The organism is Microbulbifer rhizosphaerae (assembly GCF_014191725.1).
GTDB classification, from domain to species: Bacteria; Pseudomonadota; Gammaproteobacteria; order Pseudomonadales; family Cellvibrionaceae; genus Microbulbifer; species Microbulbifer rhizosphaerae.
The window spans coordinates 43,953-63,892 of sequence record NZ_JACHWZ010000011.1; the positions used below are offsets into that span (position 1 = coordinate 43,953).

The 19,940-nt window shown below is 61.2% G+C and carries 17 protein-coding genes; 4 read left to right on the forward strand and 13 right to left on the reverse strand.

What is annotated here, in order from left to right:
- Positions 1–115 precede the first annotated feature (115 nt).
- The 3 genes from FHS09_RS23270 (at position 116) to FHS09_RS12540 (ending at position 3,947) form a co-directional block, all read left to right on the forward strand.
- Positions 116–3,058, forward strand: coding sequence for an intermembrane phospholipid transport protein YdbH family protein (locus tag FHS09_RS23270; protein WP_183460393.1), 2,943 nt, complete (start codon positions 116–118; stop codon positions 3,056–3,058).
- A 356-nt stretch (positions 3,059–3,414) separates the two neighbouring features.
- Entirely contained in the window at positions 3,415–3,609 is a 195-nt protein-coding gene (locus FHS09_RS12535) for a YnbE family lipoprotein (protein WP_183460395.1), read from the forward strand.
- Positions 3,610–3,620: 11 nt separating this feature from the next.
- Complete coding sequence (locus FHS09_RS12540; RefSeq protein WP_183460397.1) at positions 3,621–3,947, forward strand: YdbL family probable chaperone protein; 327 nt, start codon at positions 3,621–3,623, stop codon at positions 3,945–3,947.
- 138 nt (positions 3,948–4,085) lie between these two features.
- Here FHS09_RS12540 and rpoS read toward each other — a convergent pair whose 3' ends face one another.
- The 12 genes from rpoS to tilS form a co-directional block, all read right to left on the reverse strand.
- Positions 4,086–5,156 carry an RNA polymerase sigma factor RpoS gene (gene rpoS, locus FHS09_RS12545; protein ID WP_425487773.1) on the reverse strand — a complete coding sequence of 357 codons (1,071 nt, stop codon included), beginning with the start codon at positions 5,154–5,156 and terminating at the stop codon, positions 4,086–4,088.
- 197 nt (positions 5,157–5,353) lie between these two features.
- Entirely contained in the window at positions 5,354–6,193 is an 840-nt protein-coding gene (locus FHS09_RS12550) for a peptidoglycan DD-metalloendopeptidase family protein (protein ID WP_183460399.1), read from the reverse strand.
- A gap of 143 nt (positions 6,194–6,336) precedes the next feature.
- Positions 6,337–7,281, reverse strand: coding sequence for a DUF368 domain-containing protein (locus FHS09_RS12555; RefSeq protein ID WP_183460401.1), 945 nt, complete (start codon positions 7,279–7,281; stop codon positions 6,337–6,339).
- Positions 7,278–7,949 (reverse strand): protein-L-isoaspartate(D-aspartate) O-methyltransferase, encoded by a 672-nt coding sequence (locus FHS09_RS12560; protein WP_183460403.1) that lies wholly within the window; start codon positions 7,947–7,949, stop codon positions 7,278–7,280. Before FHS09_RS12560 ends, FHS09_RS12555 begins: the two co-directional genes overlap by 4 nt.
- Before the next feature lie 202 nt (positions 7,950–8,151).
- A complete protein-coding gene (gene truD, locus FHS09_RS12565; protein ID WP_183460405.1) occupies positions 8,152–9,132 on the reverse strand; it encodes a tRNA pseudouridine(13) synthase TruD in 981 nt (326 codons plus the stop codon).
- Positions 9,125–9,610: a 2-C-methyl-D-erythritol 2,4-cyclodiphosphate synthase gene (gene ispF, locus FHS09_RS12570; protein ID WP_183460407.1), complete on the reverse strand. Its 486-nt coding sequence runs from the start codon at positions 9,608–9,610 to the stop codon at positions 9,125–9,127. Before ispF ends, truD begins: the two co-directional genes overlap by 8 nt.
- The gene (gene ispD, locus FHS09_RS12575) at positions 9,610–10,362 is read right to left on the reverse strand and encodes a 2-C-methyl-D-erythritol 4-phosphate cytidylyltransferase (protein ID WP_183460409.1); all 753 of its coding nucleotides are present in this window, start codon (positions 10,360–10,362) and stop codon (positions 9,610–9,612) included. The genes ispF and ispD overlap by 1 nt, the downstream gene beginning before the upstream one ends.
- Positions 10,359–10,646 carry an FtsB family cell division protein gene (locus FHS09_RS12580; RefSeq protein WP_183460411.1) on the reverse strand — a complete coding sequence of 96 codons (288 nt, stop codon included), beginning with the start codon at positions 10,644–10,646 and terminating at the stop codon, positions 10,359–10,361. The genes ispD and FHS09_RS12580 overlap by 4 nt, the downstream gene beginning before the upstream one ends.
- A 102-nt stretch (positions 10,647–10,748) precedes the next feature.
- A complete protein-coding gene (gene eno, locus FHS09_RS12585) occupies positions 10,749–12,035 on the reverse strand; it encodes a phosphopyruvate hydratase (RefSeq protein ID WP_183460413.1) in 1,287 nt (428 codons plus the stop codon).
- 156 nt (positions 12,036–12,191) lie between these two features.
- Complete coding sequence (gene kdsA, locus FHS09_RS12590; protein WP_183460415.1) at positions 12,192–13,037, reverse strand: 3-deoxy-8-phosphooctulonate synthase; 846 nt, start codon at positions 13,035–13,037, stop codon at positions 12,192–12,194.
- Between the two features lie 95 nt (positions 13,038–13,132).
- Positions 13,133–14,770: a CTP synthase gene (gene pyrG / locus FHS09_RS12595; RefSeq protein ID WP_183460417.1), complete on the reverse strand. Its 1,638-nt coding sequence runs from the start codon at positions 14,768–14,770 to the stop codon at positions 13,133–13,135.
- Between the two features lie 201 nt (positions 14,771–14,971).
- Positions 14,972–16,267 (reverse strand): tRNA lysidine(34) synthetase TilS, encoded by a 1,296-nt coding sequence (tilS, locus tag FHS09_RS12600; protein ID WP_343057479.1) that lies wholly within the window; start codon positions 16,265–16,267, stop codon positions 14,972–14,974.
- 366 nt (positions 16,268–16,633) lie between these two features.
- Here tilS and FHS09_RS12605 point away from each other — a divergent pair, with 366 nt between their 5' ends.
- Positions 16,634–18,100, forward strand: a complete 1,467-nt coding sequence (locus tag FHS09_RS12605; RefSeq protein WP_343057481.1) for a sugar porter family MFS transporter — start codon at positions 16,634–16,636, stop codon at positions 18,098–18,100.
- Positions 18,101–18,462: 362 nt separating this feature from the next.
- Here FHS09_RS12605 and FHS09_RS12610 read toward each other — a convergent pair whose 3' ends face one another.
- Positions 18,463–19,674, reverse strand: a complete 1,212-nt coding sequence (locus FHS09_RS12610; RefSeq protein WP_183460423.1) for a helix-turn-helix domain-containing protein — start codon at positions 19,672–19,674, stop codon at positions 18,463–18,465.
- Between the last annotated feature and the right edge of the window lie 266 nt (positions 19,675–19,940).

Consider the following 19,940-nt stretch of genomic DNA (forward strand, 5'->3'; position numbering starts at 1 on the left):
AGTGATATCAGCTATTTAATATCAGACAGCACACCAGGGTAGCGGCGATGTCGCCAGTCTCCCTGTTTACGACTGTGCCCGCAAGCCAGCTTCAACCCAGCTCAAAGAGGTCCCTGTGCGCAAATACCGCCTGATCACCCTCGCTGTGACGTTGCTGATAGCGGTGGCGATCTGCTGGTGGGGATGGCGGGACAGGGACAGGGTTGTGCCCTGGCTGGTCAATCCGTGGCTCGGCGGCGACCGGATTCACTCCGCACAGGGCCTGCAGTTGAGCACCGATGCCATCTCGGCCGACAGCCTGGAAATCCTTTTGGCCAGTGGCGCCAGCATCCAACTGCGGGACTTGCGACTTCGGCACCCGCTGGGCGCGCTGTTCGGCGATGAAGACAACCGCAGCCAACTGACTATCGCCGGGCTTACCTATCATCCGGGGCCGGCTCCTTTGGAGCCCGATGAAGCCGCGACAGAAATCCCCCACGAAGAGTCGGAGGCGGAGCCGAAACTCTACCTCAGCGAATTGCTACAACTGCTGCGCCGCAAGCTGCCCCGGCAAATCGACATCGATAAACTGCAATGGGCCGGGCCCGAGCCCCGCAGTGGGCGTTTAAGCCTTCGCCGGGAGAATGGAGATACCATCCGTGGAGTCCTGCACAGCGGCGACTTGGAGGCCCAGTGGCAACTGGTCGTGCAGGACGCCGACGCCCGGCTTCTTGCACGGATTTCCTCGGCTACCGGTGAGAGCATCCTGCAGTTGGATGGCAGTGCCGACCGTCAGGCAAAAAAAGAATGGCATGGAGAGTTACGCCTACAGGCGGACCTGGAGCAGCTGGCGGCGTTACCGCCCATTGCCGGAACCGTCACCGGGGCCGGCGGCGAGTTTTCCCTCAGGATTGAATCGCAATTTCCCGATCAGTTGCTCAACCTGGAGGGATACGGCCGGACAGTCGCCCGGCTGAGTGCAAAATCCCTGCACATCCCCCTGCCGGAAGACCCGATCGGTGCACCGCTTCAACTGTCCGCCGACACCCTGGAGCCGCTCTCCGTAGACCTGGCGTCACTGTGGCCGCTGACCCCCAGGCAACTGTCCGGCAGCGCGAATATCCGTATCCTGTCTCCCGGTGCCGAACAGGGCACACTGCTGGAACTACAGCTCGACGCGCGCACGCCGCGGGACGCCCCCCTGCTCACCGCCAGCGGCAACCTGGACCTGCGCGCCGCGGCACCGCTGCTTCAGTCCGCCCGCTGGCGGGAGCTATTGAGCCCTGTTGCGATAAGCTCCCCGAAAGGCAGCTTCTCCTTCCGGGGAACAGCGGAACTGCTGCCCCTTGCGGAGATGGACGCGCAGCGCCGCCGCAATCCCCTGCGCCGCTTTACCGTAACTCTTCTGCCGAAAGGCAATGCAAATGCGGTAGTGGGCAGTTCAGACGAAGGATCCCTGTTAGCGCAGATGGGCTGGAATCGCGGGACGGTGGACCTGCAGCTGCCCGCGCCGGTTACGATTGCAGCGGCCCGGTGGCCAGGTAGGGTACAGATTGAAACGGAGACGGTACAGATCGGCGCCCGGGAATCGGCGGAAGCGCTCTCCCTCGACACCACCCTGAAAAATATCAGCTGCAGACTGGAAGAAGATATCCAGTGCACTCTTTTCCAGGAATCGGCCATTTCCCAGCTCGAATTCGACGGTATTGACATCCGGCAACTGCAGACCGACGGCCAAGTGGAATTTTCCCGGAAAGATGAACAACAGCACTTGCGACTGATCAATCCGTCCCTATCCACCGGGGAAATCCGCACGGAAACGGTACAGGTGAAATCCGCGACGCTAAAGTCCGCGGAGATGGAGTGCACCCGGCACAAACAGGACTTCAAGTGCTTCGGAGCATCGGCCGATATTGAGCTGGGTGCGCTTAGCGGCCCGGAATTTCAGCTAAAGGGCGCACTGGCGCTGAACGATCTGCACTTCGCTTCTGCCGCCAGTCGGCTCCGCGCCAGAGCCCGCTACCAATCCGATGAGCTGCAATTGCGGGCGCGCAACCAGTACCAGCTGAAAGCCAGCGTTGCCGGCGATTTGGCCGCCGAGGGAAACCAGCTCAGCGGCAACAATCGGCTGCGCTCCGGGGCGCTGGCCATTGAAAGTGAATGGCGGCACCAACTGGACAGCGACGCGGGCAGCGCCACTTTCACTGTGGAGCCCGCGACTTTCAGCCAGCAACAGCCCCTGAGCGACTCCATAGAGGGGCTGCCGGTGGATCTGGTGGCGGGAGAGCTTTCCGCCAAAGGCCGGCTGTCCTGGCCCGCGGCGCAACGGGATTTTCTCGACGCACGGCTCGATAAAGTGGCCGCGGTCTACGGGGATGTATTTGCCGTGGGAATCACCGGTCAGCTCTCCTCCGGCCGCAAGGGCGACAACTGGATCGCGTCGCGGCCTCAGCCGTTCACAGCGGAAACCCTGGATATCGGTGTCCCGGTAGAGAATATCCGGTTTGCGGTCTCGCTGGACGAAAAACGAGATCTGGTATTGACCGGCGTCCGTGCGGAATTGCTCGACGGCGCATTGGAAACGCGCGAGCTGCGCTGGAACCTGGACGGAGAAGCGCGCAGCGGCCTGGTAAATCTCTCCGGTATTTCCCTGCGGACGCTGACCCGGGAGTTGGAAACGGAAAACTTCGCCGCAACCGGCACCGTCGACCTGCAGATACCGCTGCACACCGGTGACGAGGGCATCACCGTGAAACAGGGCCGGATCGAGGCGCGCCCCCCCGGCGGGCGGCTGCGCTACTACGGCGCCTTCTCCGCCGATATGCTGTCCGCCAACCCCCAGCTCAAACTGGTCGCCGGAGCCCTGGAGGACTACAAATACCGGGAGCTCTCCGGTACGGTTGAGTACCCTCCCAGCGGCGATATGCAGATGCAGCTGAAGCTGGTGGGACGCAGCGAGTCGGTGGCCGCCGATCGGGACCTGATCATCAACCTGAACCTGGAAAACAACATTCCCGCCATGCTCCGCTCACTGCAGGCCAGCCGCGACCTGACCGAGGCACTGGAGAAACAGCTCTAGTGTGGTGTAAGGTGCTAAATGCGGTTATCAGAGCCCCCCAAAATGTTCACAGCAAGGCGCCGCTCGCAGGGAATGGCTCGCCCTTTTCAAGAGCGGCAACGCAGCTGTGGGCATTTTGGGGGGCTCCCTCCGGGCGGGCCGCTAAGCAGCCATCTGCGGCGTTGCATTTGCTTGACGTAGAACAACTACGCCAGCGCAAATGCGCCTTGCATCTGGCCGCTTAGCGGCCCGCTGATATCCGCATTTAGCACCTTACACCACACTAGACCGGCAAATACGTCGCGCCACCGGAGTTCAGTTTGGGTTAAGCTACCCGGGCTACAATGCCCTTGTTGTTCAACCCCGAGGAGCGTCCGATGACGACCACCCGACTGATTCCGCCGCTGTTGCTCAGCGCTGTCATCGTGGCGGGCTGCACGCCAACCGTAGCGGTGCAGGCGCCCAAAGAACCGATTACCGTCAACCTCAATGTGAAGATAGAGCACGAGATTCGTGTGAAAGTCGACAAAGAGCTGGACAACGTGTTTGAGGATAAAGAAGGAATCTTCTGAGGAGCCTAACCATGAAGCTTTTAAAGACTGCCCTGCTCTGCCTGGGCCTGGCCATCGCCCTGCCCGTAGCGGCCATCACCCTGGACGAAGCCAGAAGCCGGGGACTGGTGGGAGAGGCCAACAGCGGCTATATCGCCGCGGTGGGCGAGAGTTCACCGGAACTGGAAAGTCTGGTGGCGGAGGTGAACGCCAAGCGCAAGGCGGAATACGCAAGGATTGCCAAGCGCAACAATATCGATATCTCCCAAGTGGCCGCACGCGCGGCGGAAAAACTGGAGGCGCGGCTGGCCGCCGGGCAGTACTACCAGGATACCCGGGGGCGATGGGTCAGGAAATAGTGGCAATTAATCGCTAGCGCCCTGTAGGAGCGGCCGTTGGCCGCGATCGACGCAGCTACGAAGCGGGATCGATCGCGGCCAGCGGCGGATGGGCCGCCCCGCCGCTCCTACAGCAAGGGGCAGAGTGAGGCCCCGGGTTTACAGATTGCCGAACAGCGACTGCCCGTCGAGGCCCTGCTTCTCCATCACTTCCCGCAACCGTTTCAACGCATCCACCTGGATCTGGCGCACCCGCTCGCGGGTGAGGCCGATCTCCCGGCCGACTTCCTCCAGGGTGCTGGCCTCGAAGCCGCGCAGGCCGAAGCGGCGGGACACCACTTCGCACTGCTTGTCCGGCAGTTCGCTCAGCCAGCGGTTGATGCTGTCAAACAGGTCGCTGTCCTGCAACAGCTCCGCGGGGTCGGATTGGTGCTGGTCCGGAATGGTATCCACCAGCGTTTTTTCCGAAGAGGGCCCGATAGGCGTGTCCACCGAGGTGACGCGCTCGTTCAACCCCAGCATGCGCTCGACATCTTCCACCGGCTTTTCCAGCAGGGTGGCGATCTCTTCCGCCGAGGGCTCGTGATCGAGCTTCTGCGCCAATTCACGGGACGCCCGAAGGTAGACATTCAATTCCTTCACAACATGAATGGGAAGGCGAATGGTGCGGGTCTGGTTCATTATCGCCCGTTCGATGGTCTGCCGAATCCACCAGGTCGCGTAGGTGGAAAACCGGAAACCCCGTTCCGGATCGAACTTCTCCACTGCGCGAATCAGGCCCAGGTTGCCTTCTTCAATCAGGTCCAGCAGCGCCAGACCCCGACTGACATAGCGACGGGCAATCTTGACCACCAGGCGCAGGTTGCTTTCGATCATGCGTTTTCTCGCCGCCGCATCGCCACGCAACGCCTTGCGCGCGTAGTAGACCTCTTCCTCAGCGGTCAACAGCGGGGAGAAACCGATTTCATTGAGATATAGCTGTGTGGCGTCGAGGTTTTTCTGCAGGTGGCTATCACTTTCCACCTTGCGCGCCCTCGATTTAATGGGGGAGGGTTCGGAGGTTTTCTTTGCCGCTGTCCTCCGGGTGCGACTCTTAACGTTGTCCTCTGTTTGATCTAACTGTTGCTCATTGTGGTCCACTGCCAACTCTGGAGGAAGATCCACTTGGCTACCCAACATCCGGTCTTGCCGTTGTGCTTCCATTTCCCCAACTCCTTGTACTTTGCCAATGTCAGCCGCACTGCAGTTCGACTGCTACCAGCTCGTTGACTGCGGGTGCGACAGTCTCCGGATCGATGACCAAGGGACGGCGATGCAGAAATTGCAGGAGCATTTTCTGCCGGCCGCGGCCGTCGCGACTCCGGTGACTACCTCAAGTGGTACAAACCAAAATCCATTTTTATTGCAGAGTCAGACACCAACCCGGGTCATGGCAAATAGGCCAGCGGGTCCACAGGTTGACCGTTGCGGCGAATTTCAAAGTGGAGCTTATTGCGGTCGGTACCACTTGAACCCAGTTCCGCGATCCTCTGCCCCGCTTTGACTTCGCTTCCCTCCCGCACAAGTAGCTTGTGGTTATGGGCGTAAGCACTGAGGAATTCCTCGCTGTGCTTGACGATCAACAGTTTTCCGTAGCCTCTCAGCGCACTTCCCGCGTAGATCACGGTGCCATTGGCTGCTGCGAGTACAGAGTCTCCCTTTTCTCCGGCGATATCAACACCCTTGCGCAAGGGATCCTGTGACCGAAACCGGCTGATTACTTTCCCTTTTGCCGGCCAGTGCCAGCGGATGGAACTATTCGAGGAATGGCTCTGGGTTTTGCGCGGTGTGGCGCGTGTTAAGGATTTTGAGCTTTCTGGCGGAGCTTTTGCCGGCGGTGGCGGCTTCCGCTTCACTTTGGCGGGCGTTTTCCCCATTGCAACCGGCGCAGGGGGCGCCTCGCCGGTGACCCGGAGTCGCTGGCCGGGATAGATCCGGTAGGGGGAGGGAATGCGATTGATGGCCGCCAGCTCCCGGTAGTCCCTGCCGTAGCGCCAGGCAATAGAGTACAGGGTCTCGCCGCTGCTCACTGTATGATGGTCGAGAAAAATGCCCGGCGGCTGCTCCAGTGAACTGCTGGGAGCGCGCGGGTTAGAGCAGGCAGCAACCAACAGGGACAGAAGTGCCAGGCTTAATATCTTGAACGCTATCAAATTAAGCTGGCGGGGAAGATGTTTTTTCCCCAGCCTTTGTTGGCATTCAAAATGTTGCAATTGACGACATTTCATTATTCTCTTTTTACATCAGAGGGTCGCATTTATGGAAAAAGTGTCTAAAAAAATGTTCCAAAAATCCGCCAAAAACCTTTAGAAAAAGCTGCAACTCCGACTTAAAACAGATCTTATTGCGGCGGAGACGCAGCTCTCAACAACTATTGCTTTTCCATCCCGTGCCTGTTCCCGAGGTATTCCACCAGCAGGACCAATGCCATCGCGGCGAATGCGGCAATCAGTGCGGCCCCCAAATGGGCGCCCTCGCCGGTGCGCGCGACAAAGGTCGTCGGCGAGGTGTTGGACATCAGCGGTACCAGTTTGTCACCCACCGACTCGACGCCGTGGGCGGAAAGTTTCCAAGGCCAGATAATTTTCAGGCTGCCCAGCAGTATCCCGGCAAGGAATGCCAGGGTCGAAGCCAGGTACCGGTGCATTAACCACGACAGCAGCCGGCTGAACAGCATCAGGCCAGTGGCCGCGCCGGCGGCGAAACAGGTGAGGTTGAGCAACTGCAGTTCGTGCACCGAGGCGAGCACACGGGGATAGATGCCGATCAACAATAGAATAAAGGCCCCGGAGATTCCCGGCAGGATCATGGCGCAGATCGCCAGCGCGCCGGAGAGAAACAGAGTGATGGGCGTCGCCTCGATTTGTGCGGGGCGCAGCTCACTGACGGCTACCGCAACCAGGGCACCGCCGACAAAGCAGGCAAATACCAGCGGGGACCAGCGGGGAACCCGCCGCAGAATCGGCACCGCGGAAGCCAGTACCAGGCCGAAAAAGAAAGCCCACACCACAATGGGATAGCTTTGCAGTAAGGAGCTGATCAGCCTGGCAAGGCTGAAAATACTGATCAGGATTCCGCCGAACAGCGCCAGCAGAAAATTGCCGTTAATCACTCGCCAAGCCACCAGGGGGCCGCGACGAGCGAGCAGCTTCAGGCTGTGGGGGCCGATACTGCTCAGGGAATCCAGCAATTCCTGGTAAATACCGGTAATAAAGGCGATGGTGCCACCGGAAACACCCGGCACCACATCCGCCGCACCCATGGCCATACCACGCGCCATCACGCCCCAATAGCGACTTTGCAAAATAGATTTCATCGCACCACACCGGAGAGCAGCGGCACGAAGCGCACCGCCTCCATAGTCTCCACATCAAATTGGTCGCTGTCCTCGCGGCGGGTGACCACCGTAAGATGTTGTCGCTCGTTGCCCACCGGCAGCACCAGCACACCGTTGGGCGCCAGTTGTTGCTTCAGCTCCGCGGGCACGGATGCGGGGGCGGCGGCGGCGAGAATGGCATCGAAGGGGCCCTTCTCGGGCCAGCCGAAACCGCCGTTGCTGAGTTTCAGTTCCACGTTGTAAATACCCAAGTCGCGCAGGCGCTGCCGCGCCTTTTCCAACAGCGGGCCGATACGCTCCACCGAGTAGAGCTGATCCACCAGACGGGCGAGTATTGCGGTCTGGTAGCCGGAGCCGCTGCCCACTTCCAGCACCCGGTGCAGGGACTTGGCGCGGCTCAGAAGCAGCTCCGTCATGCGGGCGACGATATAGGGCTGGGAAATGGTCTGGCCGTAGCCGATGGGCAGCGCGGTGTCCTCGTAGGCCCGTGCCGCAAGCGCCTCGTCCAGGAACAGGTGTCGCGGCGTGGATGCCATTACATCCAGGACTTTTTCGCTGTTAATGCCCTCTTCCCTCAGCCGCTGAATCAGGCGATTGCGGGTACGCTGCGAGGTCATCCCCAAACCTTCTCGTTTCAAGCGATCCATATTTCTTTATTGTTCCAACTTTTCCGCTGCGTGTGGAATTCCTCTGGCCCCCTTGTAGGAGCCTGCTTAGAGGCGAACGAAATAGGACTCCGTAGCTGTTCGCCTGCGAGCAGGTTCCTACTAGGGGAACTGAGTTTGTACAAGCAAAGCCTCCATCACCGACGGCCCGCATACGGAGCCGGAGCTCCGGGTCCCTGGAATTCTATGTGGCGTCCGCTGCATTGACCAGCTCCGCCACCTCGCGCAACAGCGCTGTGGCAAAAGTCCCCGGCGGCAGGGCGAACTCCAATACCAGGTCGTCCCCGTTCCATTCGAACCCGAACGCCTCGGGGTACAGTACCAGCGGCCGACGCTCCTGCTTGAGACCGCAGTGCTCCAGCCAGTCGCACCAGCTCTGCCAGGGAGCAATTACTTCTCCCTCCAGTTGCCCTTGCTCTCCGGCCGCCGGATTCCTGCCTCGCCCCCAAAGGGGACCGCTGGCTTCGGCCGCAGGCTCGCCGGGGAGTAGCTCCCTCCAGTTGCCGCGGCGCACCCGCTCAGCCAGTACCTGGTTGAACAGCCAGCTGCGCGCAGCGGACATGGCAAAGGCCTTGGAGCTTTTCTGTACCCGGATATTCTCCTCTGCCAGCTGCCGCGCGAGATCCAGGTTACCTCCGTCGCGGCCAAAACGCTGCTCGCCGAAATAATTGGGCACCCCAGCGGGCACTTGTGCCAGCAACTGCTCCGTCCTGTTCCGGTCGCCGCGAATGTGCCGCAGGCGAATCACAAAACGATTGCCGCTGTGTTCCCCCCGCCGCAGTTTTCGCGGCCCGCGACAGTGTTCCAATAAGGTTATTTCGCTACTGTTCAGCCGTTCCCAATCCGGCTCAGGCTTCTGCGCCAGCCATACGCTGAACCACTGGGTGGTTACCGCGTGGCGGTCCTTCAGGCCGTAGTAACCCACGTCCCGCGCCTGCACACCGGCGAGGCGCGCTAGCTGCCCCGCTACCCAGCCGGTATTGGCGCCGACCTTGCGCACCCGCAGATAGACGTGCTCGCCACTTTGCGCAACCGGCGGCGCCGCCAGTTCCTCCACCACGAAATCCTCCGGATGGAAGCGAAAATCGCCGGTTATCGTCGCGCCCCCGAGCGCCCGCGGCCAGTCCAGCGCCTGCGACCAATACAGAGTCGAGGAATCAGTCATGGAAACGCTCGAGCAACACGGCGGCCTGGGCGGCGATGCCCTCACCGCGGCCGGTAAAACCCAGGCGCTCGCTGGTGGTGGCCTTGACGCTCACCGCCCCGATATCCGCGCCGCAGTCCGCGGCGATATTCGCGCGCATGGTTTCGATATATGGGGCCATCTTCGGCGCCTGGGCGATCAGCGTGGCATCCGCGTTGACCAGGCGGTAGCCGCGTTCCGAAACCAGGCCGACCACTTTGCGCAGCAGCGCGCGGCTGTCGGCGCCGGCGTAGCTGGCATCGGTATCGGGGAAGTGGTGACCGATATCCCCCAGCGCCAGGGTGCCGAGCAACGCGTCGGCCAGCGCGTGCAAAAGTACATCGCCATCGGAGTGGGCTTTCAGGCCTCGCTCGTGAGGAATTTTCACCCCGCCCAGGATAACGTGATCACCGGGACAGAAGGCGTGTATGTCGAAGCCCTGGCCGATTCTAAAACTCACTAGCGTTTATCCTCAGTGGGTGCATAGCGGAGGCGCAAAATAGTCTCCGCGAGAAGGATATCGGAAGGGTGGGTAATCTTCAGGTTGTCTCCACGGCCCGGCACCAGCTGCGGCGCGTGGCCGAAGAGTTCCAATGCGCTGGCCTCATCGGTGACCGGCGCACCCTGTTCCAATGCCCGGCGCAAACAGGAATGCAGCAAGCCCAGGGGGGCGCGCTGGGGAGTCTGGGCCAGCCAGATGCTGTTCCGGTCCAGGGTTTGTTCCACATACAGACGGGGCTCTGGCTCCCCTCCCCCGCTTGCGGCAGAAGGAGCTGCAAGCTTGACCGTATCGCTGGCGGGCAGAGCCAGCAGTGCCACCGGATCGGCCCGCAGCAGCGCTTCGATATCCGCCAGCGCCACACAGGGCCGCGCGGCATCGTGCACCAGCACGGTGGTCTCCCCGGCTTCCCGTGTCGCCAGATAGTTCAGCGTGGCCAACACCGAATCGGCGCGCTCCACGCCGCCGACCACCCGGTGTACCAGCGGATGCTTCGCTTCCGGCAGGTGGGAAAAGTAGGCATCGTCTTCGGACAGGGCCACGACCACACCGGCCAGCCCCGGCCAGGATAGGATATTCCGCAGGGTGAGAGACAACAGCGGGCGCCCCAGCAGTGGCAGGTACTGCTTGGGCCTGTCCGCCCCCATGCGCTTGCCGACACCGGCGGCGGGCACCACTACCCAATAATCACTAATGAGAGAACCGCTAATCATTCTTCTGTCTCTTCCGGATCGAGAAAAATAAACAGGGTTTCGCCCTCCTCAATCAGGCCCAGGTCGTAACGCGCCTTCGCTTCCACTCCATCGGTGCCCTCCTTGAGGCTGCGCACTTCGCGCAAAAGCTGGCGGTTTTCCCGCTCCAGCGCGGTGTTTTTACCCCGCTGCTCGGCGAGCTGGCGTTTCAGCCGCGCGACTTCCGCCAGGCTGCCCTCACCCACCCAGAGGCGGTATTGGGTGACGAGCAGTATTGCGGTGAGAATTGCCAGCAGCCAGCGCATCGGGCTTCAGAAATGCGGAACGCGAAATGCGGAATGCGGAATGCCACACTCCGCTACGGAGGAGCCGCAAATATTCCGCATTCCGCATTCATAATTCCGCATTTACTTAAACTCGGCGCGGCCGCGGTACGGAGCGGAGCCGTTCAGCTCGGCTTCGATACGCAGCAGGCGGTTGTACTTGGCCACGCGGTCGGAGCGGCACAGGGAACCGGTCTTGATCTGGCCCGCGGCGGTGGCTACTGCGAGATCGGCGATGGTGGTGTCCTCGGTTTCCCCGGAGCGGTGGGAGATCACCGCGGTGTAGCCGGCGTCCTTGGCCATCTTGATCGCGTCCAGGGTTTCGGACAGGGAGCCGATCTGGTTGAACTTGATCAGGATGGAGTTGCCCACGCCCTTCTCGATGCCTTCCTTGAGGATCTTGGTGTTGGTTACGAACAGGTCGTCGCCCACCAGCTGTACTTTGCTGCCGATCTTGTCGGTCAAGATTTTCCAGCCGTCCCAGTCGCTCTCGTCCATGCCGTCTTCGATGGACAAAATCGGGTAATTACCGGCCAACTCGGCCAGGTAATCGGCAAAGCCTTCGCTGTCGAATTGCTTGCCCTCTCCGGCCAGGTCGTATTTGCCGTCCTTGTAGAATTCGGAGGAGGCGCAGTCCAAGGCCAGGGTGATGTCGTCGCCCAGCTTGTAGCCGGCCTTTTCCACCGCTTCGGCAATCATCTTCAGCGCCGCTTCGTTGGACGGCAGGTTCGGTGCAAAACCGCCCTCATCGCCAACCGCCGTGTTCAGCCCCTCGCTGGCCAGCACCTTCTTCAGGGCGTGGAAAATTTCCGCTCCCTGGCGCAGCGCTTCGGCGAAACTGGTGGCTTTTACCGGCTGGATCATAAATTCCTGGATATCCACATTGTTGTCGGCGTGCTCGCCGCCGTTGAGGATATTCATCATTGGGACCGGCAAAGTGTACTGGCCGGCGGTGCCGTTGATCTCGGCGATATGCTGGTAAAGAGGCACGTTCTTGGAAATCGCCGCAGCTTTTGCGGCGGCCAGGGACACCGCCAGAATGGCGTTGGCACCCAGCGTGGATTTGTTCTCGGTGCCGTCGGCATCGATCATTGCCTTGTCCAGGGCGCGCTGGTCGGTCGCGTCCATGCCTTTCAGCAGGTCGGCAATAGTGGTGTTGATATTCTCAACGGCTTTCAGCACGCCCTTGCCCAGGTAGCGGCTCTTGTCGCCGTCGCGCAATTCCAGCGCCTCGCGGGAGCCGGTGGAGGCACCGGAGGGGGCGCAGGCGGAGCCCACGGCGCCACACTCCAGAATTACATCGGCGTTTACCGTGGGGTTACCGCGGGAATCCAATACTTCGTAGGCTTTTACGGCGACAATCTTGCTCATTAATTTGGGCTCCGTGTTGTTGAATGACTGAACAGGTTTTTCGTTGTTGGGTGGGCCTTCGGCCTGAGCCCTCTCCCCCGGCCCCTCTCCCGCAAGCGGGAGAGGGGAGTACGGAGTCTGGCTCCCAGCTAGGCGCTCCCAGCCAGGTGCTCCCAGCTATTTGGTATCCAGTGGTGGAAGGCTTTTGACCAGGTCGTCCACCGCCTTCATCTGCGCCAGGAAAGGCTCCAGTTTTTCCAGCGGCAGTGCGCTGGGGCCGTCGCACAGGGCCTTGTCCGGGTCCGGGTGCGCCTCAAGAAACAGGCCGGCGATACCGATCGCCAACCCGGCACGACCCAGTTCGGTGACCTGGGCACGGCGGCCGCCGGAGGCGGCGCCTCCCGGGTCGCGCATCTGCAGCGCGTGGGTCACGTCGAAAATCAGCGGCGCGCCGCCGGTGGCGTCGATCATGGTGCGGAAGCCGAGCATGTCCACCACCAGGTTGTCGTAGCCGAAGCAAGCGCCGCGCTCGCACAGGATAACCTTTTCGTTGCCGCACTCGGCAAATTTCTCCACCACGTTTTTCATCTGTGGGGGGCTCATAAACTGCGGCTTCTTCACATTGATCACGGCACCGGTCTTCGCCATGGCGGTCACCAGGTCGGTCTGCCGCGCGAGGAAAGCGGGCAGCTGGATGACGTCCACCACTTCCGCGACAGGCGCGGCTTGGTGCGGCTCGTGGATATCGGTGATCAACGGAACGTTAAAGGTTTTTTTTACCTCTTCAAAAATTCTCAGGCCCTCTTCCATTCCCGGTCCCCGGTAGGAGTGAATGGAGGAGCGGTTGGCCTTGTCGAAGGAGGCTTTGAAGATATAGGGAATACCCAGTTTTTCCGTGACTTTTACGTAGTGCTCCGCCACCTGCATGGCCAGGTCACGGGATTCCAGTACGTTCATGCCGCCGAACAGGGTGAATGGTTTGTCGTTGGCGACCTGGATTTTTCCAATTTCAATAATTTTCAATTCTTTCCACCTGTCTGTTCGCCTGCAAGCAGGCTCCTACAGCGGGGCGGGCCTGCGGCCCGCAAGCGGAGCTGGAGTTCCGCGGTCCCGGGTTTCTAGCTCTCGGCCTGTTCGCGCTGCTTCATCGCCCCGGCGATAAAACTCTCGAACAGCGGGTGGCCATCCCGGGGTGTGGAGGTGAACTCCGGGTGGAATTGGCAGGCGACGAACCAGGGGTGCTCGGGCAGTTCCACCATTTCCACCAGGGTGTCGTCCGCGGACCAGCCACCTATCTTGAGGCCGGCCTTTTGCAGGCGGTCCACGTAGTTGTTGTTCACCTCGTAGCGGTGGCGGTGGCGCTCGACGATCACGTCGGAGCCGTAGATTTCCTGCGCCTTGCTGTCCTTGGTAAGCCGGCACTCCTGGCCCCCGAGGCGCATGGTGCCGCCCAGGTCGGAGGATTCATCGCGCTTCTCCACCTGGCCCTCGCTGTCGATCCACTCGGTGATCAGGCCGATCACCGGGTGCGGGGTATTCACGTCGAACTCGGTGCTGTTGGCGTCCTTCAGGCCCAGCACATTGCGCGCGTATTCGATCACCGCCGACTGCAGGCCGAGGCAGATGCCCAGGAAGGGGATATTGTTCTCGCGGGCGTAGCGCACCGCTTCCAGCTTGCCTTCCAGGCCGCGCTCGCCGAAACCGCCGGGCACCAGGATAGCATCAGCATCCTTGATCAGTTCCAGGCCGCCCTCGGCCTCCACGTCTTCGGCATTAATGAAATCGATATCCACCTTGGTACGATGCTTGATACCGGCGTGGGTAAGGGATTCGATCAGGGATTTGTAAGCGTCCAGCAGCTCCATGTATTTGCCGACCATGGCGATTTTCACTTCGTGCTGCGGGTTCAGCTTGCCGTCCACCACCGCGTCCCACTCGGACAGGTCCGGCTGGGCGCATTCCAGCTGCAGTTTTTCCACCACGATATCGTCCAGGCCGTAGTCGTGCAGCATGCGCGGCACGCTGTAGATGGTTTTGGCATCCGGCAACGGCACTACCGCGCGCTCTTCCACGTTGGTGAACAGGGCGATCTTGCGGCGTGAATCATCGTCGATGGCGCGCTCCGAGCGGCACAGTAGGATATCCGGCTGTAGGCCGATGGAACGGAGTTCCTTCACCGAGTGCTGGGTGGGCTTGGTCTTGGTCTCACCGGCGGTGGTGATGTAGGGCACATAGCTCAGGTGGATCAACAGCGCGTGGGACAGGCCCAGCTCCACGCGCAGCTGACGCACGGATTCGAGGAAGGGCTGGGACTCGATGTCGCCCACGGTGCCGCCGATCTCGACGATGGCCACGTCCACATCGCGGCCGCCCTCCAAGACGCGGCGCTTGATCTCATCGGTAATATGGGGGATCACCTGCACGGTACCGCCCAGGTAGTCGCCGCGGCGCTCTTTGCGCAGCACGGTTTCGTAGACCCGGCCGGTGGTGAAATTGTTGCGCTTGGACATGCGCGTGCGAATAAAGCGCTCGTAGTGGCCCAGGTCCAGGTCGGTCTCGGCACCGTCTTCAGTGACGTAAACCTCGCCGTGCTGGAAGGGGCTCATGGTGCCCGGGTCCACGTTGATGTAGGGGTCCAGTTTGAGGATGGTGACCTTGAGGCCGCGGGCTTCGAGAATAGCGGCCAGGGAGGCGGAAGCGATACCTTTCCCCAACGAGGAAACCACGCCACCGGTGACAAAAATATAGCGCGTCATGCAAAACCTTGGTCAGTTGAATGCCCGATGGAATCGAGCGTGCGGGGCTGGCTCGGGAGGGCTTGAGGACCCATCCCAGAGAGCGTCTCTAAAATCGCAGCGAGCCGCCGCCGGCGCACGTGCAATAAATTCTGAGGCGCTCTAGTGCCTTCGAGATGGGACGCCAGACTACCAGAAAGGCCCTGTCCGCTCAATCGCCAATCACTCGCAGGCCCCGCCATAGCGCCATTTGAGCGTTCCTGCAAGCCCCTCGCCACACAGGAAAATATCCCCCACTGCAACCAGTTCACCGCCGCGGTGGACCAGGGGTACAAGGTCCCGCAGCCAGGGTTCCAGGGCCTGTTCCTGCAGGAGTTTCTTCAGCGTCTGGGAGTGCTTCCTGCCCGCCGGTCTGGCCCGTTCGCCGCCGCGGCGAAACCGGACCTGGTAATGTCCCGTCGGCCAGTCGGGCCCCGGTTCCAGCACCCAGCCACCGGGCAGCGCCAGAGTCCCGGCGCCATTCCACCGCCACTCACCAGTGAGGTCCGCGGCGGACAGCGGCGGGGTTATATAAAGGCGCTGGCGGAACCGGCGCACCACAAGACCGCCCAGTGAGACAGCCATTTGACTGTCACCCGCGGCCTGCAGCGCCTGGTTCAGGGCCTGCTCGAGGTGCGCCGCCTCCGGCATATCGCCGCCGCACTTCGCCAACCAACTGCGCAGCAGATTTTTCCGCCGGCGCTCCGGCAATTCCCGCAGCGCGCCGAGAGCGACGCTCTCACCGAAGCGCTCGCGGCGCCGGTCGCACGAGTTCAGGTCCGCATTACCCAGGTCCTGCAGTAGCTCGGCGGCCTCGCGCAGGTTGTCCACCGCCCGTCCTACCCGCTCGCGCAGCGGCCAGCGCTCGCGCAGCAGGGGCAGCACCGCCGCGCGCAGATAGTTGCGGTCCAGGGACTGGTCCTCGTTGCTCTCGTCCTCTATCCATTGCAACCGCTGCTCGCGCGCATAGGCCTCCAGCTGAGGGCGGCCCACGCCGAGCAGCGGACGCAGCACGGTCGCCCCCCCGAGGGAGCGGCTGCCCGCCATGGCGGCCAGACCCAGAGCGCCGGCGCCGCGCAACAGGCGCAGGAAGAAGGTCTCCACCTGGTCGTCGCCATGCTGGGCCAGCAGCAGTTGATCGCCCGGCTGCAACAATTCCTCGAACACCTGGTAGCGGGCGGCGCGGGCGGCCTGTTCCAGCCCGCCGCCAGCGGTGTTCACGGACACAGACTCGCAGCGGAAGGGCATCCCCAGCCGGCCGGCCTCGGCCTCGCAGTGGCGCCGCCAGTCGTCCGCGTTGGGGCTGATGCCGTGGTGGATATGCAGTACCCGCACCTCTGTCCCGAGGGCGGCGATTAGATGAAGCAGTACGGTGGAGTCCAGCCCCCCCGAATAGCCGAGCCACAGACGACCCGACGCTGGATGCGATTGCAGTGCGGCACGGACAATATCAGGTAGCTTTGCGTCGGAAGCGGGCACGGTAAACGGGAATCCCCAGGCGGAATTTGCACGACAGTATATACCCGCCCGCAGGCGAGGACGCTCGGGCGACCCGTGGCGGGGCCTCTCTCTACTCCTCTCCGATGCCGAGTCCAGCCTTGAGGGGCGCTTAACCTTGCCTTGATTCCGGTCGGCATTTCGCCGGAGGGCTTCCCTCCGGCGGTTGCGGCCTTCCTGCCCCTCAATTCCGGCTATCACCTGATCGAAAGGCTGGCAAGTGCTACTTAGTGGCCCGTTTCTGCAGACTGTTCGCACTTTTACCCGGTTCAACTTTGCGATTTTTCCAGAAGTCGGACGATTTGCGACAGAATTCACGGAAAGATTGGCTCCTACGACCACTCCCATATCGAAACCAATAGATTAGGTAGCATCACCATGGAAGCGACCGAAAGTCTTCCTCAAGCCGGCATGGCCGAGGAGCAATCCACAGCCTCGCTGGGCTTTATCATTCTTATCTGCAGCGTCGCCACCATCGGCGGTTTCCTGTTCGGTTTCGACAGCGGCGTCATCAACGGCACCGTGGCCGGATTGCAGGAGGCCTTTGATTCAGACAGCGCCGGCACCGGCTTCAATGTGGCTTCCATGCTGCTGGGCTGCGCCGCCGGGGCCTTCTTCGCCGGGCGCCTGGCGGATCTCTGGGGGCGCCGGCAGCTGCTGTTGCTCGCGGCGGTGTTCTTCGTCATCAGCGCCTGGGGTTCGGGCATTGCCGGCGGTTCCGCCGAGTTCGTTTTCTACCGGATACTGGGGGGGCTGGCGGTGGGTGCCGCCAGTGTGATGTCGCCGGCCTATATCAGCGAAGTGGCGCCGGCGGCCTGGCGCGGGCGCCTGATCACCATCAACCAGATCGCCATTATCTCCGGTCTGTTCGCCGCGTTTGTCAGCAATTACCTGCTGGCGCAAACCGCCGGCTCCGCCAGCATCAGCTGGTGGATGGGCTTCGAAGCCTGGCGCTGGATGTTCTGGGTGGAAATACTTCCGGCAGCCATTTTCTTTGTCTCTCTGCTGTGGATTCCGGAAAGTCCCCGATACCTGGTCCTGTCCAGGCGGACCAGGCGCGCCCGCAAGGTGTTGCGCAGACTCTACGGCGAAGGCAGCGTGGAGTCCAAACTGCGGGATATCGACGCGTCCATCGCCGCAGACCACCGGCCGCGCCTGAGCGATCTGCTCGACAAGGCCGGGCGGCTGCGCCCCATCGTGTGGGCGGGCATCGGCCTGGCCACCTTCCAGCAGTTGGTGGGTATTAACGTGGTGTTCTATTACGGCGCCGTACTCTGGCAGGCGGTGGGTTTCTCCGAGGCGGACGCGCTACTAATCAATATCATCTCCGGCGCGGTGAGCATCGCTGCCTGCGTGATCACCCTCAGCCTGATCGACAAGATCGGCCGCAAGCCGATCCTGCTGGCGGGCTCCTTCGGCATGGCCATGACCCTGGCCCTGGTCGTCATGGCGTTCACCAGCGCCGATATCGGCGCGGACGGCAAACTGGTGCTGTCGGATTCCATGGGCCTGCTGGCACTGGTGGCGGCCAACGCCTACGTGTTCTTCTTCAACGGCTCCTGGGGTCCGGTGATGTGGACCCTGCTCGGGGAGATGTTCCCCAACCAGATCCGCGGTTCCGGGCTGGCGGTCGCGGGGCTGTCCCAGTGGGGCTCCAACTTCGTCATCACCATGACCTTCCCGCTGCTACTGGCCGGCATCGGCCTGGCGGGGGCCTACGGTATCTACCTGCTGTTCGCGGTTCTATCCATTCCCTTCGTGGTCCGCATGGTGCGGGAGACGATGGGGCGGGAACTGGAGCAGATGGAAGGTTGAGCCCGCAGCGCTGATCCGGCCCCTTACAACGCAATTTCGTCGTTCCGGCGCAGGAACGTCATGCCGGAGTTGATCCAGCACCGGAACCCAGATGCCATGGTGTGGTGTAAGGTACTAATTGTGTATATCAGCTGGCCGCTAAGCGGCCAGCCGCAAGGCGCATTTGCGCCGGCATAGTCATCTATGTCAAGCAAATGCAACGCCGCAGATGGCTGCTTAGCGGCCCGCCCGAAGGGAGCCCCCCAAATCGTCCACAGCTGCGTTGCAGCTCTTGAAAATGGAATGACCATTCCCTGCGAGCTGCGCCTAACTGTGAACAATTTGGGGGGCTCTGATATACACAATTAGTACCTTACACCACACTAGACTGGATACCGGCCTGCGCCGGTCGCCGCAACCTTCTCCGGCTGGTTGCGGTGCCGGTATTCGGTGGGTGTCATACCCACCAGCTTCTTGAAGAAGGAATTGAAAGTCGCCTTGGTGTTGAAACCCGAGTCGAGCATGATATCCATCACCGTCTGCTCCGCGCAGTCCGGGTCCGCCAGGCGGCGCTTGGCCTCCTCGATTCGGTAGTGGTTGACGAACTCGAAGAAGTTGCGCCCGAAGTGCCGGTTGACAGTGTTGGACAGCGCCCGCTTGGGTATCTCCAGTTGCACTGAAAGCTGCTCCAGGGTCAGGGTCGGCGCCAGGAAGGGTTTTTCCTCTTCCATATAACGGGTGATTTTCTCCGCGAGCGCACTGTCCACCGCGGGCTTCTCCTCCGCCTTTTGCTGCGGCTCATCTTCGTCCGCTTTCCGCTCCAGGCCCTCGAACATGGAGGAGTAGCTGAGGCTGAAGAAAATCATCGCGCTAATCAGGATAAAGACCGTGTAGTTGCTGGTGAGCCCCATAATGCGGAAGTCCACCATGATATCCAGTTGCGCAGCCAGGGTGAGCGCTATGTTCACCAGCACTGCCCAGCTGCGGATCACCAGGAAGCCCAGCACCAGCATCATCAGCCAGGTGAAGTCGATTTTCTCGATATTGGAATAGGAATCCTGTATCCGACGGCGGCAGTTGTGGATCTCCAGCAGGCACAGCACGCCGAACACCACCCGCAACACCTCCCGCCCGAAACCGATCGCCAGGTTCAGCAGCGTCTCATCGTAGGGCGTGTAACCCTCGAGCATGGAGACTTTTGTCGCGGTATCGAAGCGGAAATAAGAAAAGTATTCGAACAATGCGTAGGCGATGAAGGGCACCAGGTAGATCAGGTCCCGGCGGGTCAGGCGGTATTCCCGGTAGATCAGCGAGCGGGTGTACCAGAGCAGTACCGGCCCTTCCAGCCAGTAGCCGAAACCGAATACGTAGAAAAGGTTTGGAGAAGTATGAATTGCCCAGTCGCGGAAACCCGCACCAAAATTGATCAGGATATCCAGCGGTATCGCCGCCTGGGTGAATAGAAACAGTGCCAGCAGCACATTGCTGATATAGCCCTCCCTGCGGATTACCAGTAGCAACAGCGCAAACAGAGTGCACTGGTAGCTGGTCATCATTAGGACTACATCATGAAAATTGAACAGAAGAATATCCATATCCGCTCTACCATCGCTCTTGTTTGTTCTTGTAAATCCGACGTCAAAGGTTAATTGTTAACCAGGTGCCAGGCAAGTGATGACTTCTCATTCCGTCCAACTTTGCACTGCGCACAAAGTTGGACGTCCAAAATTGTGAAGCGGCACAAATCAGGACGATTGTGGCCGGGCCCGACGGGAAAATACCGCCGAGACATCGAAACCCGATTCTAACGATAACAGAGGGAGCACCGGCAGTGATGTTCACTGCCGGACCGGCGACATCA